Below are 26,885 nucleotides of genomic sequence, written 5' to 3' on the forward strand. Positions count from 1 at the left end.
TAGCATGCTCACCGATTGCTTTCTGTCAGCTGGTTGGCAAGGCTATCGGCAAAGCGCCGGGCGGCAGGGAACCCTCCCCAGGACCAGTAATTGACGGGAATAATCGTATAGTTGCCCTGTTTAACGTTTGGCAAGTGTCGCCATTGGCCATCCGAGATGAGTTGTTCTACACCCCCGTCGGGGCCGTAGGGGCTGTCGAGAAACACCAGCTTGGCATCAATATCAAACAGTGGCGTTGCGCTGACGGTTGTCATTCCCCATTGGCCTAGGTCTTTCTGCCATGCGTTCTCGAGACCCAGGCGATTCAACATCATGCCTTCCACACTGCCTGCCCCATACACCCGGGCATGGCGCTCATCCATCAGGCGCACCACCAACAAAGGCGAGTCGATATCCACAAGCGCTTGTTTAAGAGATGTGAAGTGGCGACGGGACTGCTCGATATAACGTTCCGCCGCGTCAGGGTCTTCCACTAGATCGCCAAGCTGACGCGTCAGCCCTTCGATGGTATCCCAGTCGTTATGACCATCTTCAACATCAGCATACTTGTACAGCGGGTACTCCATTACATCAGCAATGTTTCTGAGCCTAGGAAGTAAACTGACATGAGCAGGCGGTGAAATCAGAATATGTTGTGGGGGATCGCTTGAAAGCAGTTCAAGGTTAGGGAAGTGACGATAACCAAGGTTAATCACATGAGGCAGAATTTCCTCTTGCCGTGAATATCTTTCGTACCCCTCCAGGCCAGACAGAAATCTAGGTGGATGACCTATTGCATTGAGGGTCTCCGCGATGGCGAAATCAAACGTCGCTAATGGCGCTACGCGGTCTTCCTCGCTGGCCATGGATGCGTTGCTCATCCATAGGATGAGCAACGCGATCGACCAGGCGATGCAAGGGTGACGTAAAGAGCGATAAAACGTCTTTTGTTGATATGTCACGATTATTCCTGTGTTTTGAACCGGAGTGCCTGATCGGTTCGTCCCCCGAATTTCTCGGGCGTTGCTGCGCACTTCGCCCATCTGTGTCTGGATGTTGGTGTTGAGCGGCCCATCGACCACAATGCGCGCTGTTCGGCATTCTGAGCAACCACCACTGTTGGCGTGCTGCAGGTAGCCGTAGCAACAGCAGCCGTCAGTGACTGCTTGTAGAAAGTGGTTTGGTAGCCGGTGCGGCATTGCAATGGAATTCATTTAAAAATCAATGATAATCATTGTTATTTATAATATCGGCTCGTTTAGCGCGGTGTCAATGTTGCTTAATGACTGGAGGCAAACCTGCTCAAGCGGGTGAAAACCACGTCTTTTAAAAATAACGTCAACAAGCATATCGTTATAAAAAGTGGGTTGGCTCTAGCAGGTTGACTTGTCCGGCGCTAACGCAAATAATAATTATTGCTTTTTATTCCGTAGTGTCAATCAAGGCAGGAGGCCGAGCTATGGATGTCCATCCCTGGAGCGCTGAATTAGAGGATATTTTCGTCAATCAGCGCCCCCGGCTCCGCTGTGTCGCTGCAAGGGTCCTGGGCAATACCGATCAAGCCGATGACGTATTGCAGGATGCCTACCTGAAAATTTCAGAGGCCACCACGCTGTTTGAGATGAAGCAGCCCATATCCTACGTGTCGCGTGTGGTGCGCAACCTCGCCATTGACCGCTGCCGCCGTTCGGCCTTTGAGTCAACGCTGTTTGCAAAAGAGGAGGAGGGGGATAACGCTTCCTGCGCCTCACACTCCCCCGAAGTGATTGCCATTGATCGCCAGTCTCTGGCCCAGGTGGTGGACGCACTGGATGAGCTGCCCGAGCGAACGCGGCGCGCCTTTGAGCTCTACCGTTCGGGAAGCCATACGCAACGGGAAGTGGCTCAGTTGCTGGGGGTTTCCACCACGTCAGTCAACTTCATGATTCGTGATGCGCTAACTCATTGCCGTCAGTCGCTGCGAGGCACGTCGTTGCCGGGCAGATAAGCAGGCGTTCGCTGTGCCGCTTTTATTGTCGCTTTGTTACACTGCCAGCACATAGTGAAAGCGTTGTTAGTAGCAGGCGCTTTCCGGTCCAATGATTGATCGGGCAGCAGTAGCGAGGCTAGACGGTAACGATGAATAACGACAGCGGCGATGAAGCCGTGTGGCAAACAGCCCTGGACTGGCTGATGCGCGAGCATGAAGAAACGTTGAGTGATGCGGATCGCGAGGCGCTCCATGCATGGCTAGCGGCGTCTTCCCAGCATCGCCGGGTATTCCGTGAAGCCGAACAGCTATGGTTGCTGACGGGGATGATCCCGCGTAGTGATGAGCGTCGCTGACATACGGTTATTTTCTCTCCTCCCTGTTTCCTTTTCCACGCTTGCTCCCCCTCTACGATGGTTTAGCGCCTTGTGCGCACCAGGACAGCCTTAAGTCCGACAGGCTGCTGGTCCCAGCCTGATTGATTTTCTTTCCCGTTAAATTTTCTGGTGCCTCACTCGTCATTATGTAATGAGAAGCAATTGCGTTTTATTTCTCATTCCTTATGCAACGGTGAGGTTAGTCCCATGACAAGCTGTTTTGATCGTGAAGATGCCGTCTTCTGCGTATTGGTCAACCACGAAGAGCAGTACTCCCTCTGGCCCGAGTGGAAGGCGATTCCCCCTGGATGGACCGACACTGGGGTGCTCGGCGATAAGCCAACCTGCCTCGACTACGTGGAAAAGACCTGGACCGATATGCGGCCCTTGTCGCTGCGTCAGTGGATGGATGAGCAGGCCAACAGCGAGGCGGAGCAGGTGAATGCCGGTTAAGCGCTTGAGACTGCTCTGCCTGCCCTGTGCCGGGGCCAGCGCCACCATGTATCTGCGCTGGGAGCGTCAGTTGCCCGCCTGGGTCGAGGTCTATCCCGTCGAGCTGCCTGGGCGTGGCGAGCGCCTGGGTGAGCCGCTCATCGATGATTTTGAGACTCAGGTCGTGCGGCTGTGCGAAGAGCAAGCAACGCGGATGCGCGGCGACTTTGCCCTGTTCGGCCACAGCATGGGGGCGCTGCTGGCCTACGGCATGGCCGCTCGCCTGCGCGATGTGGGGCGCCCTCAGCCGCGGATGCTGTTCGCCTCGGGCAGCCCGGCGCCCTCAATGCGCGACTCAGACCGCTTGGCGGGCCTTGATAACGACAAAGCCCTGATCGCGGATCTTCGCCAGCAGGGTGGCACACCGCAAGAAGTGTTCGAAAGCCCTGAACTGCTGCGTCTTACGCTCGATGTGTTGGCGGCGGACTATCGTCTCTGCCGCAGTTTCCGCTATCGCGGCGGGGCGACGCTTGCTTACCCCCTACAGGTACTCGCCGGTCGCGATGACGATATCGAAAGCGAGCGCCTGGACGCGTGGCAGCGGGAAGCGGGTGGGGCGTTCGCGTTGAACTGGTTTGACGGCGGCCACTTCTTTATTCGTCAGCAGCAGGCCCAGGTGCTGGCGACCATCGAGCGCGCGCTGACCCGACGGCTTGAGGAGGTGCCCCATGCAGCGCCTGCGGTTAGCTGAAAGCACCCCTGAGGGCCTTGAAGTCTGGCGCTTGGCGCTTGACTTGGACGCCCCGGTGGCCGTCGACGACGAGCGGCTGCTGAGCCAGGCCGAGTGGCAGCGCGCCCAGCGGCTTCGCCGTCACCCCGATGTCGTCCGCGCCGTGGCGACACGTGCAGCCCTGCGGCGACTGCTATCAGCCCACACCGGCGTGGCGCCAGACAAACTGATGTTTACCCACAACATCTTCGGTAAGCCACGCCTGAAAAGCGCTAATGGGCCGACCTTCAATATTTCCCACTCTGGCCATGTCGCCCTGATCGCGCTTGCTCCCGGCGGCGCGGTGGGGGTCGATATTGAGCGCTGCCGGCCGGAGGCCGAACTTGCACCGCTGAGCGAGCTGGTGCTATCGCCGAGCGAGCAGCTCGACCACGCACTGCCCTTCATGGAGCGCTGGGTAGTTAAAGAGGCGGTGCTCAAAGCCCTGGGCCTGGGCATTGCAGAGCATTTGCAGGCGCTCTCGGTTATGCCCGCTCCTGGGCCATCAGGCACCTATCACCTTGAGCACTCAATCCCTGTTTCATCCCCTTTGCAAGCATGGTCGCTGGCTGCGCCGAGTGGCTATGCCGCTGCCCTGAGTTATTTCGACGCGGACTGTACCTGCTATGCCCATGTCGACCAGGGCCAACGCGACTCAACGACTTTTCAGGAGACCCATTATGGATAATCAAAGCGCAACCGCAACGCAACCCACCAACGCCATTCCCGAACGTCAGGGGCCTGCTGACTCGGAGCTGCCCATCATGATATCCCCCGCCTACCCGGGGCAGTCACTGCTGGAGGCCTTTGGCGAGTTGCGTGGGGATATTGAATCCCTGGTGACCCGGGTCGGCGGCGTGCTGCTAAGAGGCTTTGATGTGCCCACCGTGGACGATTTTCAGCAGTTTGCCGCCGCCTTTGGTCATCCGCTGCTGAGTTATGAGTTCGCCTCAACACCGCGTTCAGCAGTGTCATCGGGTATTTATACCTCGACCGAATACCCCGCCCATCAACATATTCCCCTCCACAATGAGCAGGCTTATACCCGCGAGTGGCCGATGAAAATCTGGTTCCACTGCGTCACCGCCGCCCCTGAAGGGGGAGAGACGCCGATCGCCGATAGCCGCGCGATTTACCGTCGCATGCCGTTAGAGATTCGTGAGCGCTTCGAACCCGGCATTCTCTACGTGCGCAACTACGGCGATTTCGATATGCCTTGGCAACAGGTGTTTAACACCGAAGACCGCGCTGAAGTGGAGGCATTCTGCCAGCGCGCGGGTATTCGCTGTGAGTGGAAGCCTGATGGCGACCTGCGTACTACCCAACTGTGCCAAAGCATAGAGACCCATCCGGTCACCGGTGAGCGGGTGTGGTTCAACCAGGGCCATCTTTTCCATGTCTCCAACCTGCAGCCAGAGGTACGCGAGTCGCTGGAAGAGATGCTCGACCCCGAAGACATGCCGCGCAACGTCTTCTTTGCCGATGGTAGCCCCATCGACGATGCCATTTTCGACGAGGTTCGCGGTGTGCTGGCCGACGAAACGGTGATGTTCCCCTGGCAGGCCGGTGACGTGCTGATGCTCGACAACATGTTGGTCGCCCACGCGCGAACGCCGTTTAAAGGGCCACGCAAAGTCGTTGTCGCCATGGCGGAAGGCCACGGCAACCTCTCCAGCGACCAACCATAACGCCTCATCCCACGGCCAGGAATTCCAGCAGGTATACCCATGACTACAAGGCACGCTCAGACAATGAACAGCCACCCGGCCCATCACGATGTTTTTATAAGCTATGTCGAGCACTTGAGCCGTCTGGCCCGGGAAAGACCCGGCGACAGAGCGCTGGTCGTCGTAAATGCTCAAGGCGAGACCATCCTCGACTACGCCACGCTGGAGCGGCGTTCCCGCGCCCTGGCCAGCGAGCTCCAGCAGCGGTTCCCGGTTGGTGAGCGCGCCTTGATCCTGCTGGATAACGACGAACACTACGTGGTGTCGTTCTTTGCCTGTCTGTATGCCGGGGTGATTGCTGTGCCGGTCTTCTCGCCGGAATCGGCCAGGCAGCAGCACCTGGCACGCCTGCTGGCCATCGCCGACGACAGCCAAGCCGCCTGTGTGCTCACCTCTTCGACGATTATCGAGCTGATCGCCTCAGCGGGAAAAGACGTTGGTAGCGCCGAATTGATCCCCGTGGATGCCGTGGATGAGAGCCGTGCTGAGTACTGGGCTGAGCATCGCCCGCAGTGTGATGATATCGCCTTTTTGCAGTACACCTCGGGCTCCACGGCCACCCCCAAAGGCGTCATGGTGAGTCATGGCAACCTGATGGCGAACGAGCTTGCCATCGAGACGGGCTTCACGATTGGCGCTGACGATGTCTTCGTCAGTTGGCTGCCGCTGTACCATGACATGGGCCTGATCGGTGGGTTGCTGCAACCCCTCTATCGCGGTATCCCTGCCGTACTGATGAGCCCCACTTTCTTTCTGCAGCGGCCGATACGCTGGCTGGAAGCGATTTCCCGTCATGGGGGCACTATCAGCGGCGGCCCAGACTTCGCCTACCGGCTGTGCCTTGAGCGTATTCGCGACGAGCAGATTAAAGCGCTCGATTTATCCAACTGGCGGGTCGCGTTCTCAGGCGCCGAACCGGTGCGCCACGCAACCCTCACTGGCTTTATCGAACGTTTCCGCCCTGCGGGCTTCGCCGCTGATGCCGCAGCCCCCTGCTATGGCCTGGCCGAAGCGACGTTATTGGTCAGCTGTAATCCACGCGGTTCGGGCGTGGTGGGTACGACTTTTTCTCAACAGTCACTGGCCGAAGGTAAAGCTGTTTCAGCCGTTGAAGGCAACGCTCTGGTGGGCTGCGGCACGCCGGAGCCGGGTCACACAATCGATATTGTCGATCCCGAAGGGTTTCACTCGCTGCCCGAAGGCGACGTCGGCGAGATCTGGGTCAACGGGCCCAGCGTGGCACATGGGTATTGGCACAACCCTGAAGCCACGGCCAAAACCTTTGTTACCCGTGATGGGGTCAGTTGGCAGCGTACCGATGCTCGTGATAGCAACGCTCACGATACCTATGCACAAGGCCACGGCGCCCAAGACGATCGCTGGCTGCGCACCGGCGATTTAGGCTTTTTACACCAAGGGCAGCTGTATATCGCCGGGCGTATTAAAGACCTGATCATTCTGCGTGGCCATAACGTCTACCCCCAGGATATCGAGAGCGCTATCGAGGCGGAAGTGGAAGCAGTGCGCAAAGGACGCGTAGCGGCCTTTGCCGTGACCACACCTGAAGGCACCGAGGGGATTGGCGTGGCGGCTGAGGTCTCCCGAGGTATGCAGAAGCTGGTGCCCGCCGAGAAATTGATCGAGGCGCTTAGTGAAGCGGTAGGATCCGCCTGCCATGAACCGCTTTCTGTCGCGCTACTACTCAACCCCGGTGGCCTCCCCAAAACCTCCAGTGGAAAGCTACAGCGCAGTGCCTGCCGCCAGGGCTGGGAGGCAGGTAGCCTGGATGCTTACGCCATTCACGCCTTTGGGCATTTTGTCAGCGGCGGCGATGACGCCAGCGGTGGCAAGGCATCGCCATCTACCGCGGAATCTGGGAGTGAAACGGAGCAGGCGTTGGCGAAGCTCTGGTGCCAAGTGCTGGGGGACGGCAAGGAAAAGCCGTTGGGAAAAGATGCTCACTTCTTCTCCAGCGGGGGTAATTCGCTGGCGGCGGTGCAGTTGGCTTCACGCATTAGCGATCATTGGGGGATTGATTTCCCGACCAGATCGGTCATGGAAAAGCCGCGCTTTAGAGATGTGGTTGGTGAAGTAGAGCGGCGGTTAGCGAATCCTTCGTCCTTCCATCAGGGGGCTATCCAGAATCCACTGATACCGATTCCCCGCCATGCGGAACTACCTTTAGCACCTATCCAGCGTCGGCTCTGGTTAGTTGATCGCTTGGCGAGTCAGGCGTGTGACCGTGAGCGAGCCGCCTACAACCTCCCAGCGCTGTTTTCCCTGAAGGGGGAATTGCAAGTGGAGGTACTGGAAAAAACCATCAATGCCATCGTTGCACGGCATGAGGCATTGCGTACTCGCTATCCCGAAAACGATGGGGGTAATCCTGTCGCGGTTATCGAGGATCAGCGAAACATCGAACTCCCTATTTTGGATTGCAGCGATCTTTCAGAGCAGGAACAACAGCGATATCTGCAAGATACCTTCGCCGAGTATGCGAACACACCATTTGATCTTGCTACGGGCCCTTTAATAAAGGCGGGCTTGTTGCGTTTTGGCGCACAAGAGCATGTCTTGGTGCTGACCATTCACCACATTGTGTTCGACGGCTGGTCAACGAGCGTATTCATTCGTGAATTTGCCTCTCTGTACGGGGAATTACTGGAAGGGAAGGAGTCTGGGTTACCCGAACTGGGTATTCAGTACGTGGACTATGCCGCTTGGCATGAGAGAGCCCTTTCAGGAGAGGCCTTCGAGAAAAGCGCAACCTTCTGGCGTCGCTATCTAAGCGATGCTCCTCCGCTCTCAACACTACCGGGAGACTTCGCTAGGCCCAGCCAAGTATCGCACGCCGGTAGTGCTCTGAGCATGTCGCTAAGCCCTGAGCTGTCAACGTCCTTAAACCGGCTCGCCACCCAGCATGGCACCACGCTATTTACGCTTCTATTGGCGAGTTTTCAGCTGTTGATGCATCGCCAGACATGTCAACAAGATCTAGTGGTGGGAACCGATGTCGCCGGCCGTAGCCATCCTGAGGTTGAGCCGCTAATTGGCTTTTTCGTCAACGTGATCCCACTGCGATCTCGTTTGGCTGATGGACAGATTGATTTCGGCCACTGGCTTGAGCAAGTACAGACCAGCGTGCTGGATGCGTTCGATCATCAAACTGTTCCCTTCGACAGAATTGTCGAGCTTTCGGGGATTAGCCGTGAGCGCGATCGCTCTCCCCTCATACAAACCCTCTTCGTACTACAAAACACGCCAACCGAGCGGTTCTCAATTCCGGGCTTGGAAGTGAAGGTAATGTCCCAGCCGCGGCAAGAGTCAAAGTTCGATATGGCGGTATTCGTCAATGAGAGTGATACCGGACTATCAGTCGAGTGGGTCTACGCCACTGCCTTGTACCGACGCGAAACTATTGAGCACTTGACCGGTGCTTGGCAGTCGCTATTAGCGCAGATCGTGGAAGCTCCCAACACGCCTGTCGAGGAGTTTCGCTTACCCCAAATGGAGAAACACGCTATGCAAAACAAGCTTTCAAAAGGTTCCAAACTCAACAAGCTTGGCAGCCTGAAATCCCAGCCAGGTGCGCGCTCCTCGACCAACAGTGGCTCACCGGTACGAACGGCGTTGTTTGACGAAAAAAGGGTCTTTCCCCTGGTGATCGAAGCGACGGACGCTGACCTTGATGCAGTGGCGTGGGCAACGTCCCAGCGTGACTTCATCGAGCAACATTTACGAACGCACGCAGGCATCCTGTTCCGTAACTTTGACCTTACCACGCCACAAGAGTTTGAGGCCTTTGCCGAGGCTATCCAGCCGGGCCTTTACGGCAACTATGGTGATCTGCCCAAGAAAGAGGGGGGGCGTAATACCTACCGTTCAACCCCCTATCCCGAGCGCCAGATGATTCTTTATCACAACGAAAGTTCGCATTTGGAGCGCTGGCCGCGTAAGCAACTGTTCTTCTGCGAGAACCCTTCTCCTGTGGGAGGTGCCACCCCGATTGTTGACTGCCGCGAGATGCTGCGCCAGCTCCCCGCCGATGTGGTGGAGGCGTTCGAGCGCAAAGGGCTGCTTTATGTGCGCACCTTCACACGCAACCTGGATGTGAGCTGGCGAGACTTTTTCAAAACCGATAGCAGGGAGGAGGTTGAAGCGCGGCTCAAAGAGGCGGGAATCGAGTGGCAGTGGTTGGGTGATGACGAACTGCAGACGCGTACGCGCTGCCCTGCGGTAGTCACCCATCCCGTGACCGGTGACCGGGTGTTCTTCAATCAGGTGCAGCTCCACCACGTCAGTTGTCTTGAGCCAGATGTGAGGGAAGACCTGCTTGGCATGGTTGGCCAGGAGCGCCTGCCGCGCAATGTCTATTTCGGTGACGGCTCCGTGATTAGCGACGAGGTGATGAAGGTTGTCGGCGAGGCCTACGAAGCCTGTGCCGTGCGCTTCGACTGGCGCCGGGGCGATGTGTTGATGGTTGACAACATGCTAGCGGCCCATGCCCGGGATCCCTACGAGGGGCCACGCAAGATTGTAGTGGCGATGGGAGACATCTATGAGCGTTCGATGCTGGAAGAGGCCCAAGGGGCCAGTGCCGATGCCGAGTTGGTCGGTCAATGAAGTCACGGGGTTTGGGAGTCTATAAATGAATGCGATAACGGAACAGCAGAACCTTGCCCATTGGCCGCTTAGCCCTGAGCAGCGCGCGGTACTGACGGCGGCGGAAACTAATGAAGGTGACATCCAGCAGGTAGCATCGGCGCAGGCGAATGTCATGGTGGTCGATATTCAAGGGGCACTTGATAGCTCGCGGCTGGAGCACGCACTGGGTGATGTTAGACAACAGCATGAAGCCCTATCGACGGCTCTGAAAAGCGTGGCGGGGTATCGTGGGCTGCGACACCAGGCGCTTGAAGAGCTACCTGCTATTGAGTGGCGATATGAGGACTTACGCGGCAGCGATGATAAGGAAGCGCTGCTCAACGACTTTCTTAATAACTTTAGCGAGTCGCTAAAGCGTCGGCCCCTTGCCCTAGAAGCCGGTGAGCTGCTGCGTCCAGCGCTGCTGCAAACGGATGAAATAACCTGGGTATTAGTACTGGCTGTTTCGGCGTTGGTGGCGGATCGCGGCAGTCTGCAGTCGTTGCTCTCGGCGTTGGCGGATGCTTACGATCAGAGCGGAGGAGCCGATGATGAGTCGGCGCTTCAGTATTCCCAATTCATCGAATGGCGCGCTTCCCTCGAAAGTGACGATGATGCCGAAGAAGGCCGTGAGTATTGGCAAAATCACCAGCAGCATGCCGAGCAGGCAGGCGCATGCCGTTTACCTGCAAGGCAAGCGCATCGCCATGACGTGCGGGCAGAGCATGAATATGTGGCCTTGCAGCTCGAACCAGACCTCGTAGCGCGTATCGATAGCCTGGCAGATGAGCTTCAAGTATCCGCAGAGGCAGTGCTGCAGGCAGCTTGGTGGGCGTTACTCGCCAGGATTAGCGGCAGTGAGCGTGTGCTGGGCGGCTGGCAACACGACTGCCGCCAGGACTACGAGGTGATGCAAGGGGCGATCGGGCTCTTCGACAAGGTACTGCCGTTACTGGTTGAAGGTGTCGCTGATAGCGACTTCTCTAGCTGGATCGCCCGCTTGTCAGAGCAGTTAGAAGCGCATACCCAAGCCCAAGAGTATTGGTCAATTGATGCTCTGCCTGATAAGCGCCACCTCGTAGTGGGGTTCGCATTTTCAGAAGGCGTGAGTGAGTTAGATACGGCAGGTTTGCAGTGGCGCTTGCGAGAACTGCCTGGGCCATCGGCAGAGTTTGAACTTGCCTTGCAGATTGGCCGCAGTAAGAGCGGCGCGGTGGCGACTCTCTATACCGACCCCTCATGCTATAGCCGAGCGGCGGCCGAGTGTCTGCTGGGTCAGTACCAGGCGCTGCTACAGGTGGGCCTAGCCGACCCCGAGCAAAAACTATTTTCGGTGCCGCTTATTTCCCCTGAACAACAGCTGGCGTTGGAGTCGATTGAGGACAGTGCGCTCGACGTGGGCGAGAGGAGCGTAGCTACCCATATCGCTGCCTGGGCGGCCTCGACGCCGGATGCCATTGCCATTGAGGAGCAGGGCCGTACGCTGAGTTACGCTCAACTAGAAGCCCGCGTTAATAATATCGCTCGGTGGCTGGATGGTCAGGGCGTCAAGCGTGGAGATTATGTAGCGCTTAATTTGCCTCGTTCCACCGATTTGGTCGTGCTGCTATTGGCAGTATGGCGTGTAGGCGCCGCCTACCTACCGCTTGATCCAGAGTGGCCCGTAGACCGTAAACGGCGGGTGCTTGAGGATGCCCAGCCCGCGCTAGTGGTGGGCGCTGAAAACGCCGAGGCGGAACTCGCAGCACTGGCCCTTCCCGGTATCCCCACTGTAGGTCTGCCACAGGAAGTGGAAGAAGCGGATAGCGCATTGTCGTTTCCAGAGCAAGACCTCAGCGACGTGGCTTACCTTCTCTATACCTCTGGCTCCACCGGCACGCCAAAAGGCGTGCTAATTGAGCATAGCCAACTGCTCAATTACGTCGCCGGTGCCACAAAGGCCATGGGGCTATCGGCATGCCAGCGCTGGGCATTGACCGGGTCGCTGGCCACCGACCTAGGTAATACAGCGCTGTTCGGTGCCTTGTTCAATGGTGCTCGCCTGGTGATCGCCGCACCTGACGATATGCAGGATGGCGACCACTTTGCGCGCTTCATGTCGGCGGCCGATATCGATGCGCTCAAGATAGTGCCGTCTCACCTGGAAGCCCTGCTGGAGTGCGAAGCCCCGCGGTTGCCGAAAACACTGATTCTTGGCGGCGAGGCAGCTTCACCTACCTTACTTTCGAGCATTGCGCGGATCTCGCCCGAGTGCCAGCTATACAACCACTATGGCCCTACAGAAGCCACGGTGGGCGTTATGGTGCACCCGGTATCGCTGTCGCAAGATATTCAAGGCCCGCTGCCGCTAACCCAGTCGCTACCGAACTGCTGCTATCGAGTGCTTGAAGATAACTTGCACGCTACCCCCACCGGTGCCGTGGGTGAGCTGTATCTGGGCGGCGCCCAACTGGCGCGTGGGTATCTCAATAGCGATGCTTCCGCTTTTGTCGAAGATCCTTTTATTGCCGGTGAACGGCTCTATCGCACCGGCGATCTTGCGTGTGTGATGCCCGAGGGGGGCGTACGCCTTATTGGGCGAGCCGACGATCAGATCAAACTGCGCGGCTTTCGCATTGAACCGGCGGAAATCGAAAGCGTGTTGCAAGCACAACCAGGGATTAAGCAGAGTCTGGTCCGCCTGATGGAGCGGGGCGGTGATACCCAGGAACTCGTAGCGTTCCTGATCGCTGACGCCGAGGTAACGTCCGTTGAGGGCCAAGCTCAGCTTCGCCAGCAGCTGGCTGTGCTACTGCCTGAGTCCATGCGTCCTTCTCGATTTATCCCTGTTGAGCGTTTCCCTCGCCTAGGTAACGGCAAGGTAGACACCTCTGCGCTGGAAGCTTTGGCCCAAAAAACAGCGGAAAGTAAAAACCTGGTGAAGCCCCGGGATGCCGTGGAAGCCAACCTGTGTCAAGCCATGGCCGAGCTGCTTGGTCGCGATGAGGTAGGCGTTGATGACGACTTCTTCGAGTTGGGTGGGCACTCCTTGCTGGTGATCAAGCTGGTAGCCCGCATCCGTAAGCAGTTCGGCATCGAGATAGCCCCCGGCGTGGTATTCGATCACCCAACCGTCGCTGAGCTGGGTGCCGCTCTACGCGAGCGTTGTGCTGAGGCCAGCACGAGCGGTCTAGCCGAGCTTGATAGCAACTGAGTAGACAAACTTGCCTAGTAACATCATTTGTAACGCGGTACAGGAAGAGGATTTAGCGATGAAGGAATTGGCTCATCCACAAGATGTGGCAGCACCTGGTAATGGCAGGGAAGGGCAAGAAGGAGTGTCTGAAGCAGTTCGTGAAGATGCTGTATTGCCATTGTCTTACTCTCAGCAGCAGCTTTGGTTCCTGCATCGTTATTCGCCGGATCTTACCGCCTACAACCAGCCGCGCGCTTACCAACTTACCGGAAACGTGGACGCAGGGGCGCTAGAGCGTGCCTTTCAAGCACTGATTCAACGCCATAGCGTATTTAGAACACGATTCTTTGAGTGCAACGGCGTACCGCAGCAGATCGTACTCCCCGGCGTCTCTTTTACTATGCATAGACAGGATCTCTCTGAGCTGGCTGCAACAGAGCAGGACGAAAGGCTGGCGCGGTCGATCGAGAAAGTCGCGGAGCATGTCTTCGATCTTGGTGAGCCACCGTTGCTAGTGGCTCGGTTGATAAAGATAGAAGAGCGCCGACACGTTCTGGTTGTCTGCCTTCATCACATCATTTCAGATGCCTGGTCTAACCGCATCATCGAATCCGATCTGAGTGAAGCCTATCGTCAGGCGTTGGGCCAAAACGGAGATGCGCAGCTTCCAAGCTTGCCCGTACAGTATGGTGACTACGTTCTGCAGCAACACAAGAGAGTAGCAGCGGGCGATATTGACAAGGAACTTAAGTATTGGAATGAACACCTAGGGGATGATGTCCCGCCGCTGGAAATCACCACGGATCGTGTCTATCCCAAGCAGCAAGAATTTCGGGGAGCCACAAAGCGTTTCGTGTTGGATAACAGCCTCGCCAGTTCCCTAAAAGCCTTTTGCCAACAAGAGCGCTTTACTCCTTTCGTGCCACTCTTCGCGGCCTGGCAAGTAGTCTTGGCCCGCTACTGTGGACAGCAAGACTTCGCGATTGGCGTTCCGTCGTCAGGCCGCCAGCAAGAGGAGTTTCAGGAGGTCGTTGGCTTTTTCATCACGACACTGCCTTTTCGAGTACGCGTGAATCCAGCCATGACGCTGCGTGACGTATGTCAGCAGGTCAAAAAGGATGCAGTGGGATCGCTCAACTATGCTGATATGCCGTTGGAAGTCTTGCTCGAACATCGAAAAGAAAAGCGCGATCTCGTTCGACAGCCGCTGTTTCAGGTTATGTTCGGTCTCCAGTTCAAATCTGATGAGGACCAGCTTCAGCTAGATGATGTGTCTGTCGAACTGATTGATCTTCCTCAGACGAGTGCAAAGTTTGAGCTGTCGCTGGATGTTTTCATCGAACAGGAACAAGTGGTTGGTGCTCTAGAGTTCAATTCGGATCTTTTCGATGACAAAACCATCCATCGACTGATTGGTTACTATCAGAAAGTACTTGGGATCTTATTAGAGAAGCCAGAAACACAGCTTTCCTCTATTGAGCTACCTGACAATGCAGAAAAAGCATTGTTACGCGATTGGGGAAGCCGCGAAGCAACCGATAATCCGATCGAGCCCATCCATCACGTGATAGAGCGCCAAGCTGCGGCAACCCCAGAGGCTACGGCACTAGTATTTGAAGAGCAGTCGCTCAACTACACTGAACTCAATACCCGAGCCAACCAGTTGGCCCACTACCTTATCGACCTAGGCGTAAAACCTGAGACGCGGGTGGGCATTGCTGTTGAACGCTCCATCGAGATGGTGGTGGGGCTGCTGGGTATCCTCAAAGCGGGCGGCGCCTATGTGCCACTGGATCCGGATTACCCCGCCGACCGGCTGGCCTATATGGTCGAAGACAGCGGCATCGAACTGTTACTCACTCAGCGACATCTGGTTGATGCTCTGCCTCTGGCCGATGGCTTAAGTGTTATCGAGCTGGATCAGTTGGACGTCACGCATCATGCGTCAACCAACCCACAGGTGGCACTGCACGGTGAACATCTCGCCTATGTGATTTACACCTCGGGTTCCACCGGGCGACCCAAAGGAGCGGCCAACCGTCACCATGCACTGACTAATCGCCTACAGTGGATGCAGGAGGCCTATGGGTTAACGGCCGACGATGCGGTGCTACAGAAAACCCCGTTCAGCTTTGACGTCTCGGTATGGGAGTTCTTCTGGCCGCTGATGCAGGGCGCCCAACTGGTGATGGCGCCACCAGGTGTTCACCGCGAGCCAGTCCAACTGGTCGAGCTAATCCGTACCCACAATATAACCACGCTGCACTTTGTACCTTCAATGCTGCAGGCCTTCCTGGCCCATGGCGAGGTAGAAGCCTGCACCAGCCTGACACGCTTGGTATGCAGCGGTGAAGCGCTGCCTGCGGAGCTGCAGAATCAGGTATTTGCCCGCCTGCCTCACACAGCACTCTACAACCTCTACGGCCCCACTGAAGCGGCCATTGATGTTACCCACTGGACTTGCCAAGACGACGGGCGCAACCACGTAGCTATCGGCCAACCGATCGCTGGTATCCATACCTTCGTATTGGATGGCGATCTTAACTTGGCGTCGCCCGGGGTCGCGGGTGAACTTTATCTGGGTGGCGTGGGCTTAGCTCGGGGCTACCTACACCGCCCTGACCTTACCGCAGAACGTTTTGTCGCTAATCCATTTGCGCAGGGCGAGCGCTTATACCGCACCGGTGACCTGGTGCGCTGGCGGGAGGATGGCCAGCTCGAGTATCTGGGCCGCCTTGATCATCAGGTGAAAATCCGTGGCCTGCGTATCGAGCTAGGTGAGATCGAAGCCGAACTGCTCGCCCAGCCGGAGACTCGCGAGGCGGTGGTTGTCGCCCAAGAAGGGCCCGGTGGCGCGCGGCTGGTGGCCTACGTGGTGCCACGGGAAGGCACCGTGCTCGCCCCCCCCGCGCTGCGCGAGCGACTGGGTCAGCGCCTGCCGGACTACATGGTGCCGGGGGTGATGGTGGCGCTGGACGCGTTGCCGCTGAACCCCAACGGCAAGGCGGACCGCAAGGCGCTGCCCGAACCGGAACTCACTGGCGGCGACGCCCACGAGCCGCCGCAGGGCGAAGTGGAAGCGGCGCTGGCGGCGATCTGGTCTCGGGTGTTGGGAATCGAGCGGGTCGGGCGTCACGATAACTTCTTCGAGCTGGGCGGCGACTCGATTCTCAGCCTGCAGATCGTCTCGCGTCTTCTCCAGGTCGGCTGGCGGATCACGCCTCGGCAACTGTTCGAGCGCCAGAGCGTGGCCGAATTGGCCGCGGTGGCTGAGGCGACGAGTGAGACATCGGCGTCGAGCTTCGGCAGTGCCGAAGGCGAAGTGCCTTTGCTGCCGATCCAGGCCGACTTCTTTGCCCAGGCGATGCCAGCGCGTCATCACTGGAACCAGGCGGTACTACTGCACAGTCGAGAGGCTCTCGACACGACGGCACTGTCGCAGGCGCTGGATGCGCTCGTCCGACATCATGACAGCCTGCGGCTGCGTTACTGGCAGGATGTCGATGGTGCCTGGCGGCAGCGTTATGCGGTAGTGGCGGATATCCAGGAACAGGAACTACTGTGGGCGTGCCAGGCCAGCGATGCCGAAGAGATCGAGGCCCTGTGCGAAAACGCCCAGCGCAGCTTGGACCTGGCCGAGGGGCCGCTGCTGCGAGCGCTGGCCATCGAGGTGGCCGACGGGAGCTGGCGACTTTGGCTGGCCATTCATCACCTGGTGGTGGACGGGGTCTCGTGGCGCATCCTGCTCGACGATCTGCAGACGGCCTATTCTCAGGCACGGACTGGGCAAACCATCGAGCTGGCGGAAAAGAGCAGCAGCCTGCTGGATTGGGCGAGGGTCTTGCAAGGCTATGCCGAGACCCATGGCGCTGAACTGGATCATTGGCAGAGCCTGGCCGGCTTGCCCGTCGAGCTACCCTGTGACGAACCGCATGGCGAGAATACCAACGCCTGGCAAACCAGTATCCAGTTGCAGTTGGATGAAGAGCATACCGAGGCGCTGCTCAAGGCGGCACCGAAGGCCTACCGCACCCAGGTCAACGATATCCTGCTGACGGCCCTGGGCAGGGCGTTGTGCGATTGGAGCGGTCACGAACGGATGCTGATCGACCTGGAAGGTCATGGTCGCGAGGATCTGTTCGAGGGAGTCGACCTGTCACGCAGCGTAGGCTGGTTCACCAGCCTGTTCCCTGTGGCGCTGGCGCCGCATGGTGAGTTGGGAGAGGCATTGAAGCGCGTCAAGGAGGGCTTGCGTGAGACCCCGCACAAGGGGCTTGGCTACGGAGTCTTCAAGCATCTGGGCAGTACCTGGCAGCAGCAAGCACTGCATGCCCTGCCCAAGGCTCGGGTGGTGTTCAACTATTTGGGGCAATTCGACGCCAGCTTCGACGACTCGGCGCTTGGGACCCCAGCCCGGGAAAGTGCCGGTGCCTGCTTCGATGGCGACGCCCCGCAGCAGCACGAGTTGGCGATCAACGGCCAGGTCTATGCCGACCGACTCACGCTGAGCGTACGTTTCAGCAAAGCGCGCTATTGTCATGCCTCCGTGCAGGCCCTGGCCGATCGCTTCCAACGGGAGCTGGAGGCGCTGGTCGATCACTGTAGCGGTGGCGTGCATGGGGCGACGCCTTCGGATTTCCCGTTGGCGACCATCAGCCAGCAACACTTGGACCTCCTGCCACTCAAGTTCGACAACCTGGTCGATCTCTACCCGCTGTCACCGATGCAGCAGGGCATGCTGTTCCATAGCTTGTACGACGTGCATGGCAGCGCCTACCTCAACCAGTTGCGGGTGGATATCGATGGCCTGGATCCCGCTCGCTTCAAGGCGGCCTGGGAGACGGTGGTGGCACGTCACGACATCCTGCGCAGCGGTTTCCTGAGTCAGGACGACACGCCGCTGCAGTGGGTCGCCAGACAGGTCGAGCTACCCTGGTTGGGGGAAGATTGGCGGGGACGAGACAACCAGGCGGCGACGCTCGATGACTTGGCTCGCGAGCAACATCGTGCCATGGATCTATCCAAGCCACCGCTGATGCGTGTGGCGTTGGTGAGGGTTGACGAGGTGCGCCACCACTTGATCTGGACCAGTCATCACTTGTTGCTGGATGGCTGGAGTGGCGCTCAATTGCTGGGAGAAGTCATTCGGCATTATGAAGGTTCTCCCTTGCCCGCGCGAGCGGGCCGCTATCGCGATTACATCAAGTGGTTGATGGAGCGCGACAGCGCGGCCAGTGAAGCGTTCTGGCGCGAACGTCTTGAACAGGTAGAGGAACCGACCCGCCTGGTCGATGCCTTGCCCGTTTCCACCGACTCGACAACCGAGCCTGGGATATATCGCAGCGAACTCGATGGCCTTCATGTCGACCGGCTGCGAGAAGTAGCGCGTCACGAGCGCGTGACGCTCAATACCTTGCTGCAGGCTGCCTGGGCTCTGCTGTTGAATCGCTTTACTGGCCAACATACCGTCACGTTTGGCTCCACGGTAGCGGGACGGCCCGCGGACCTGGAAGGTGCCGATGAAATATTGGGACTGTTCATCAATACCCTGCCGGTCATCACGTCACTGAAGCCGGACATGCGATTGGGCGACTGGTTGCGTGAGTTGCAGGCCGGAAATCTGGCGTCTAGGGAACACGAACATACACCGCTTTATGAAATTCAGCGCTGGTCCGGTAATGGTAGCCAGGGGTTGTTCGACAATATCATGGTATTCGAGAACTTCCCGGTGGACGAGATCCTGCTCGAGTCGGACAAGCGACAACTGGCGTTTTCGTCGATTCACAGCGATAGCGGAAATCACTATCCCCTGACACTTCGCGTCAAACTCGGCAGCGGAATTGGCCTGGATTACTTGTACGATCCCGAGTCGTTGAGTGAAGAAACAGTTCGCCTGCTGGCATATCGCTTTGAATCATTCCTGAGTGAATTTCAGTGGGGAGTTGGTACTCTAGAATGCCGCTTGTGTGACTTCTATTCAAACGAAGCGGGCCTCGGCTTGCCGGTGGTGAGCCGTTCGTGGCAGGAAACGACCGTGCTTTCCCTTTGGCAGCGGATGGTTCGTGAATCGTCGAACGATTTGGCGGTGAGCGACGACGCGAGCCGCTTGACCTATGCCGAACTGGACTCCCGTGCTCAGCGTCTGATGCAGGCACTTGTCGCATGCGGCGTTGGTTCCGAGGTGCCTGTTGCCATTCACGCCGAGCGTTCATGCGAATACGTACTTGGCATTCTCGCCGTACTCAAAGCGGGCGGGGCTTTCGTGCCGCTTGATCCGCAACTGCCAGCGGAGCGCTTGGCCTATCAACTGGCTGACAGTGGCGCTCGCTTAATGCTGAGCAGTATGGCTTGCGACTGGAGCGATGACATTCCGGTAATGGAACTGGCGTTTGCCGATGATATTCCAGTTGCAGTAGAGCACGAACCACCCGTTATCCATCCCCAGCAGACGGCCTATGTGATCTATACCTCTGGCTCCACGGGTAAGCCCAAGGGCGTAGCGGTAAGTCACGGTGCGCTGGCCAATTACGTGCAGGGCGTGCTGGAGGCGCTGACGCTACCAGAGGGTGCCCGCAACATGGCGATGGTGTCGACGGTAGCGGCGGATCTGGGACATACGGTGCTGTTTGGTGCCTTGTGCACCGGCCGCACCTTGCAGCTCATTTCCCCCGAGTGCGCTTTCGACCCGGATGCCTTTGCGGTTTATATGCGGGAACAGCAGGTGGATGTGCTCAAGATAGTGCCCAGCCATCTGCGTGCACTGCTGAGTGCTGCAAACCCGGCTGACGTGCTTCCGCATGAGCGCCTGATTCTGGGCGGCGAAGCGACCGACTGGGCGCTACTGGAGCGTCTCGACGAGCTCAAGCCAACCTGCCGTGTACTCAATCACTACGGGCCTACGGAAACCACGGTAGGTATTCTCACCCAGCAAGCCGAAATGGCCGATCGAGCTGCCAGCACACTGCCGATCGGCACACCTCTGGCCAATGCTCGGGCCTATGTGCTCGATCCTTGGTTTAATCCGGTGCCGAAGGGTGTTGCCGGTGAGCTCTACCTAGGCGGGCCAGGGTTGGCGCAAGGGTATCTGCACCGGCTGGGGCAAACGGCGGAATGTTTCGTTGCCAGCCCCTTCCATTCGGGGGAGCGGCTCTATCGCAGCGGTGACCGGGTGCGCCAACTTGCCGACGGTAGCCTGGAGTTCCTTGGCCGTGTGGATGATCAGGTCAAGATTCGCGGTTATCGGGTGGAGCCGAGTGAGATTGCTGCCCTGTTGCGCGACCACCCTGGGGTCTCGGAAGCAGAAGTCGTCGCAAGGGATGACAATGAAGGCCGCGCGCAACTGTATGCCTACGTGGTGATGGCAGCCGGGAGCGACGTCGATGACGCCGAGTTACTAGAGCAGCTTGGCGAGCGCGTACCGGACTATATGGTGCCCAGCGCCCTGGTACGGCTGGATGCCTTACCACTAACCGCCAATGGCAAGCTGGATCGCAAGGCGTTGCCAGAGCCAGTGCAAGCCGATGGTGGTAAAGCCTTCGAAGCGCCCCAGGGAGAAGCAGAGGAGGCGTTGGCAGCGGTCTGGGCTGACGTGATCGGCTGCGAGCAGGTGGGGCGTAACGACAACTTCTTTGAGCTGGGTGGTGACTCCATCCTCAGCCTGCAGATCGTTGCGCGCTCGCGCAAGCGTGGCTACAAGATAGCGCCCAAGCAGTTGATGGAAGGGCAGACCGTGGCCGCCGTGGCAGCGATGGCCACGCCCCTGGCGGCGGCCGCACCTAAACAAGTGGCTGCGCCTGATAAGGTTGCTTCCTTTGCACTGTTGCCGGTGCAGCGCTGGTTCTTCGAGCAGAACTTCGCCGAGCCAAACCACTGGAATCAGTCGTTGATGCTGGAAGCGGCCAGTGGTGTAGATGCCGCGCTGCTACGACGCGCCATTGAGGCAGTGGTAGATCACCATAGCGCCTTGCGGCTGCGCTTTGAGCGCGTTGGCGATAGCTGGCAACAAGCCTATGGCAAGCTAGCCGATGACCTCTTCGAGCACCTGGATCTGAGTGACCAAGCGAATCCTGAGCAGGCCATCACCCAGGCAGCCGATGCTGCGCAGCGCAGCCTGAGTTTGACGCGACCGTTCCGGGCCATCTGGATGGAGCTGGGGGGCGAGTACGGTGGGCGCCTACTGCTAGTGGCTCATCACCTGGTGGTAGACGGCGTCTCGTGGCGCGTGATTCTTGATGACCTGCAAACGGCCTACACGCAGTTAAGTGCAGGAAAGGCAGCCGACCTGCCACCGGCCACCACCTCGTTAGCTGAGTGGGCGAGTGCCCTGGCCGACTACGCCAAATCGCAGGCGTTGGCTGAGCAACGCCCTTATTGGGAAGACCTAGTTAAAGCGCCAGAGCCTAGCCTACCGGCACAGAATCCCCGGGGCAGCAACACCGTTGCCGATACCGCCTCATTTGCCGGCAGCTTGTCTACTGAGGCAACCACGCAACTGCTGGGGCCGGTGCATAAAGCCTACCGTACCCAGATGGACGATCTGCTTCTCACGGCGCTGTCGAGCGCCCTGTGCCAGTGGGCGGAGCGAGATAGTGTATTGATCGAGCTGGAAGGCCATGGTCGCGAAGACCTGTTCGACGGTGTCGATCTCAGTCGCAGCGTGGGCTGGTTCACCTCGCTCTACCCGGTTCGCCTGACGCCGGGTAATGCGGAGCCTGCTACGAGCCTAAAAGCCATCAAAGAGCAACTCCGCCAAGTGCCTGACAAGGGGCTTGGCTACGGCGTGCTGCGCTATTTGAATGAAGAGCCCGCGCTGGTCGATGGTGCCTACCCCCAGGTCACCTTCAATTATCTAGGCCAGTTGGATCGCTCCCTACAGGGCGATGGGGCCTGGCGGCTCGCCAAAGAGAATGCAGGGCAGACTCGCGCGCCGCAAAGCAAGCGCCGTACCTGGATTGAGGTGGTGGCCTGGGTTCAAGATGGCCAACTGCGCTTCGACTGGAATTACAGTCGTGGGATTCACAGCGAGGCGGCGATAAATGCCTTGCAAGCAAGCTTCCAAGCGCAACTAGAGGCATTAATTGAGCACTGTGCTAGTGGCGTTCGTGGCACAACACCTTCGGACTTCCCGTTGGCTAGACTGAGTCAGGCGCAGTTGGATGATTTGCCTGTTGCCGCCGATCAACTGGCGGATATCTATCCGCTATCGCCGTTGCAACAGGGCATGCTGTTCCACAGCCTCTATGATGACCAAGATGTGGCTTATCTCAACCAGTTGCAGGTGGAGATTAGCAACCTGGATGTCGAACGCTTCAAGGCCGCCTGGCATCAGGTTCTGGAGCGCCACGAAATATTGCGCAGCGGCTTTGTAGAGGATGCTGGAATACCTCTTCAATGGGTAGCGCGAGGTATTGAGCTACCGTGGTTCGAATCGGATTGGCGCGCACGAGAGGATCTATCCGCGGCCATTGAGAGGCTGGCCGAGGAGCAGCGGGCACCATTCGATCTTACGTTGCCGCCGCTGATGCGCTTGGCGCTGGTGAAAGTCGCCGATAACCGGCACTGCTTTATCTGGACGCGTCACCATCTTCTGCTGGATGGCTGGAGTACCTCGCAACTGATGGGTGAGGTTCTGCGCTGCTACGCCGGTGAATCCCTGCCATCTGTAGAAGGACGCTATCGTGATTACATTGAATGGCTTCAGCGCCGTGACGCTGATGCCAGTGAAGCTTACTGGTGTGACCAACTGCAGCATCTTGATGCGCCCACGCATCTCGTCAGTGCTATGCCTAGACCCCATGAAGCGCAAGCTGGATACAACGAGATATCCTTGTCGCTAGATAGCAAGACGACTCAGCAGTTGGAGAATTTCGCCAAAACGGCGCGGGTAACGCTCAACACCTTAATGCAAGGTGCCTGGGCGCTGCTGCTGGCCCGTTATACAGGGCAAGATAGCATCTGTTTTGGAGCGACCGTAGCCGGGCGACCTGCGGAGCTATCAGCGGCAGAGCAGTTGATTGGTCCCTTCATCAATACCTTGCCGGTCATTGTCTCACTGAATCCCTCACTGCGTGTCGATGAGTGGTTGCGCCAGTTGCAGGAACAAAACTTGGCGAGTCGCGAGCATGAGCATACGCCGCTCTATGACATCCAGCGCTGGGCGGGGCAGGGTGGTCAATCACTGTTCGATAGTTTGTTGGTATTCGAGAACTATCCTGTGGATGAAGCATTGGATCAGAACCTGCCGGGCGAATTGGTGTTCGGCGAGGTGGCCAACCGCGAGCAAACCAATTACCCCATAACGCTGGTCGTCTTCCATAAGGAAGCATTGGAACTTCGCTGCAGCTATTCACGATCTCAGCTAGACGATTTCACTACCTCGATGTTGATCCAGCATCTTATTAGAGCGCTTGAGCAACTGAGCGATTCGGCTACTCAACGAGTTGGGGAGATCGATTGGTTAAGTGCTAAGGAGCGGCAGCAAATCGAGGGGTGGAGCGTCAATGGTGAGCGCTATACCAAGACCGACCCGATCCACCATCTGATCGAAAACCGTGTCGAGATAACACCTGAGTTTACGGCCGTAGTCTTCGAAGATCAGTCACTCAGCTACGCCGAACTCAATACCCGCGCCAACCAGTTGGCTCACTACCTGATTGGACTAGGCGTAAAACCCGAAACCCGAGTGGGCATCGCCATGGAGCGATCCATCGAGATGGTAGCGGGACTATTGGGCATCCTCAAAGCGGGCGGCGCCTACGTGCCGTTGGATCCGGATTACCCCGCTGAGCGGCTGGCCTATATGGTCGAGGACAGCGGTATCGAGTTGCTGCTTACCCAGCAGCATCTAGGCGATACGTTGCCGGTGGCTGATGGGTTGAGCGTCATTGAGCTGGATCGATTGGATGTTACTCACCACGCGCCGACCAATCCGAACGTGGCCCTGCACGGCGAAAATCTTGCTTATGTGATCTACACCTCGGGCTCCACTGGACGGCCCAAGGGCGCAGCCAATCGCCATCACGCGTTGACCAACCGCCTACAGTGGATGCAGGAGGCCTATGGCCTAACGGCCGACGATGCGGTGCTGCAGAAAACGCCCTTCAGCTTTGATGTGTCTGTATGGGAGTTCTTCTGGCCGCTGATGCAGGGCGCCCGGCTAGTGATGGCGCCGCCAGGAGCTCATCGCGAACCAGTACAACTGGTTGAGCTGATTCATACCCACAACATCACCACGCTGCACTTCGTACCTTCAATGCTGCAGGCCTTCATGGCCCATGGCGAGGTAGAAGCCTGCACCAGCCTGACACGCTTAGTGTGCAGTGGTGAGGCGCTACCGGCTGAACTGCAGAACCAAGTGTTTGCTCGGCTGCCTCACACAGCGCTCTACAACCTCTATGGCCCCACCGAAGCGGCCATTGATGTCACTCACTGGGCCTGTCAAGACGATGGGCGCAACCAGGTGGCGATCGGCCAACCGATCGTCGGTATCCGTACCTATGTGTTGGATGGCGATCTTAACCAGACGCCGCCCGGAGTCGCAGGTGAACTCTATCTCGGTGGCGTGGGCTTGGCGCGAGGCTACTTACACCGCCCAGACCTTACCTCAGAACGTTTTGTCGCCGACCCATTTGCGAAGGGCGAACGCCTCTACCGTACGGGCGATCTGGTGCGTTGGCGGGAGGATGGGCAGCTCGAGTACCTGGGCCGCCTTGATCACCAGGTGAAGATTCGTGGCCTGCGTATCGAACTAGGGGAGATCGACGCCGAGTTACTGGCCCAGCCGTCCGTTCGCGAGGCGCTGGTCGTGGCCCAGGAAGGCCCCAGCGGCGTGCGGCTGGTGGCGTATGTCGTTCCCCAGGCCAATACCGATTTCGGCACGACGACCCTGCGCGAAGCGCTTGGCGAGCGCCTGCCGGATTACATGGTGCCGGGAGTGGTTGTGACGCTGGAAGCGTTGCCGCTGAACCCCAACGGAAAGGTGGACCGCAAGGCGTTACCCGAGCCGGAAGTCGCCAGCGGTTCGCAATACGAGCCGCCTCAGGGCGCAGTGGAAGAAGCGCTGGCGGATATCTGGGGCGACGTGCTGGGCGTTGAGCGGGTCGGGCGTCACGACAACTTCTTCGAGCTTGGCGGCCATTCGTTGGCTGTGTTGAAGGTGCAGGCTGGTATCGAGGAGCGCTTCGATATGAAGCTCCCGCTGAGAACTCATTTTGACCATACCGATCTTGTCTTGATGAGCGAGGTCATCCGGGCGCGGCTGGATGACACAAAAGAGGAGCAAGGCGCACAGCTCGAGAAAATGGCGGCGCTATTGGATGGTCTGGAGAGCTGATATGGAATTAAACAAAAGAGCGATTGCCGAGCGTTTCTCGCAGCTGACATGGGACAAGCGAAGCGCCTTTCTTGAAACCTTGAGACAGCAAAATATCGACTTTGCCCAATTGCCGATTGTTCCAAGGTCGGAACGGGAGCACTGCGCACTTTCCTATGCCCAATGGCGACAGTGGTTCCTCTGGCACCTGGACCCCGACAGTGGTGGGTATCACATCACTGGCGCGATGAGGCTGAAGGGAGCGCTAGACCGGACAGCGCTGCATGACAGCTTCAAAGCCCTGGTGTCACGCCACGAGGCATTGCGCACGATCTTTCGTGACGATGGGCCCGGTGGGGTGGTTCAGGTCGTGCGGTCAGAGAGTGACTTTGCTTTCCAGGAACTGGACCTGAGCGGGGTGGCAGAAGGTGAGCGAGAAGCCGCCGCGAAAGAGGCGGCGTCCCGGCTGTGTGACATGCCGTTCGACCTGCGGTGTGGCCCACTGCTGCGCGTGGGGCTGTTGTGCATGGCCAAGGATGAGCACCTCCTGGTGGTGGTGATGCACCATATCGTGTCCGATGGCTGGTCGGTACGGTTGATCGTCGATGAGTTCACCGCAGAATACCGCGCCCGGGTCATGGGAGAGTCTCGACACGCTGCGGCCCTGCCAATCCAGTATGCAGACTATGCGCTGTGGCAGCGTTACTGGATGGAGGCGGGAGAGAAGGAGCGTCAACTGGCCTACTGGCAGACAGTACTGGGCAACGAGCATCCGGTGCTGCAACTTCCGACGGACTATGGCAGGCGCCGACAGGGAAGTAACCGGGCGGCACGTCACGCGGTGTCGTTGCCGGAGTCACTGGTTCAAGGGCTGCGAAACATGATGCAAGAACAGGGTGCAACGCTGTTCATGATCCTGCTGGCTGGCTTCCAAGCCCTGCTGTACCGCTACACCAACCAAGAAGATATCCGTGTCGGGGTGCCCATCGCCAATCGTCATAGGGCAGAGACGGCGGGGGTCGTGGGGTTCTTCGTCAATACCCAGGTGCTGCGCAACCGAGTGGAGGGACGCGCCACCCTGGGCGAGGTGCTGGAGCGGGCCAAGCATGCTGCTGTCGAGGCCCAGGACTATCAGGATCTGCCGTTCGAGCAGCTGGTGGAGCGTCTGCAGCCCGAGCGTCACCTTGATCACCATCCTCTTTTCCAGGTGATGTTCAATCATCAGCGCCATGACAGCGGTGGCCTACGACAGCTCCCGGCACTGGAGGTGGAAGAATATTCGCTGGGTGCCCGAGTAACGCTATTTGAATTGACGCTGGACACCATGGAAAGAGAAGACGGCGGTGTGGAGGCTACTTTCACCTATGCGGCGGAGCTCTTCGAAACGGCCACCATCGAGCGTCTGGCGAGTCGCTATGTGAGGTTGTTGGAAGCCCTGGTCGAGTCGCCGGAGCAGGCGCTGGACGATGTCGTGCTGTTGGCCGATGACGAACGGCGTCAGCT

The 26,885-nt window shown here is 58.3% G+C and carries 11 protein-coding genes; 10 read left to right on the plus strand and 1 reads right to left on the minus strand.

All coding sequences use genetic code 11. From position 1 onward, the window contains the following. Positions 1 to 8: 8 nt before the first annotated feature. Positions 9 to 941, minus strand: a complete 933-nt coding sequence (locus tag ADS46_RS18540; RefSeq protein ID WP_199825217.1) for an ABC transporter substrate-binding protein — start codon at positions 939 to 941, stop codon at positions 9 to 11. Between the two features lie 497 nt (positions 942 to 1,438). On the opposite strand from ADS46_RS18540, the gene ADS46_RS10355 reads away from it, so the two are divergent. From ADS46_RS10355 to ADS46_RS10400, 10 genes are all read left to right on the plus strand, one after another. Then, a complete protein-coding gene (locus tag ADS46_RS10355; RefSeq protein WP_066319714.1) occupies positions 1,439 to 1,966 on the plus strand; it encodes an RNA polymerase factor sigma-70 in 528 nt (175 codons plus the stop codon). A gap of 131 nt (positions 1,967 to 2,097) precedes the next feature. Next, entirely contained in the window at positions 2,098 to 2,304 is a 207-nt protein-coding gene (locus ADS46_RS10360; protein ID WP_066319716.1) for a FecR/PupR family sigma factor regulator, read from the plus strand. A gap of 228 nt (positions 2,305 to 2,532) precedes the next feature. Further along, entirely contained in the window at positions 2,533 to 2,778 is a 246-nt protein-coding gene (locus ADS46_RS10365) for an MbtH family protein (protein ID WP_066319719.1), read from the plus strand. Beyond that, positions 2,768 to 3,508, plus strand: a complete 741-nt coding sequence (locus tag ADS46_RS10370) for a thioesterase II family protein (protein WP_066319722.1) — start codon at positions 2,768 to 2,770, stop codon at positions 3,506 to 3,508. Before ADS46_RS10365 ends, ADS46_RS10370 begins: the two co-directional genes overlap by 11 nt. Then, positions 3,486 to 4,214 carry a 4'-phosphopantetheinyl transferase family protein gene (locus ADS46_RS10375; RefSeq protein ID WP_066319724.1) on the plus strand — a complete coding sequence of 243 codons (729 nt, stop codon included), beginning with the start codon at positions 3,486 to 3,488 and terminating at the stop codon, positions 4,212 to 4,214. Before ADS46_RS10370 ends, ADS46_RS10375 begins: the two co-directional genes overlap by 23 nt. Beyond that, a complete protein-coding gene (locus ADS46_RS10380) occupies positions 4,207 to 5,214 on the plus strand; it encodes a TauD/TfdA family dioxygenase (protein WP_066319725.1) in 1,008 nt (335 codons plus the stop codon). Before ADS46_RS10375 ends, ADS46_RS10380 begins: the two co-directional genes overlap by 8 nt. A 39-nt stretch (positions 5,215 to 5,253) precedes the next feature. Continuing rightward, positions 5,254 to 9,876 carry a condensation domain-containing protein gene (locus tag ADS46_RS10385; RefSeq protein ID WP_082926053.1) on the plus strand — a complete coding sequence of 1,541 codons (4,623 nt, stop codon included), beginning with the start codon at positions 5,254 to 5,256 and terminating at the stop codon, positions 9,874 to 9,876. 25 nt (positions 9,877 to 9,901) lie between these two features. Continuing rightward, the gene (locus tag ADS46_RS10390; RefSeq protein WP_066319730.1) at positions 9,902 to 13,090 is read left to right on the plus strand and encodes a non-ribosomal peptide synthetase; all 3,189 of its coding nucleotides are present in this window, start codon (positions 9,902 to 9,904) and stop codon (positions 13,088 to 13,090) included. A gap of 58 nt (positions 13,091 to 13,148) precedes the next feature. Further along, positions 13,149 to 25,403, plus strand: a complete 12,255-nt coding sequence (locus ADS46_RS10395; protein WP_066319732.1) for a non-ribosomal peptide synthetase — start codon at positions 13,149 to 13,151, stop codon at positions 25,401 to 25,403. Position 25,404: 1 nt separating this feature from the next. After that, on the plus strand, positions 25,405 to 26,885 hold a 1,481-nt coding region (locus ADS46_RS10400), incomplete at its 3' end, for a condensation domain-containing protein (RefSeq protein ID WP_234346809.1).

The organism is Halomonas sp. G11 (assembly GCF_001663515.1).
Classification (GTDB): Bacteria; Pseudomonadota; Gammaproteobacteria; order Pseudomonadales; family Halomonadaceae; genus Vreelandella.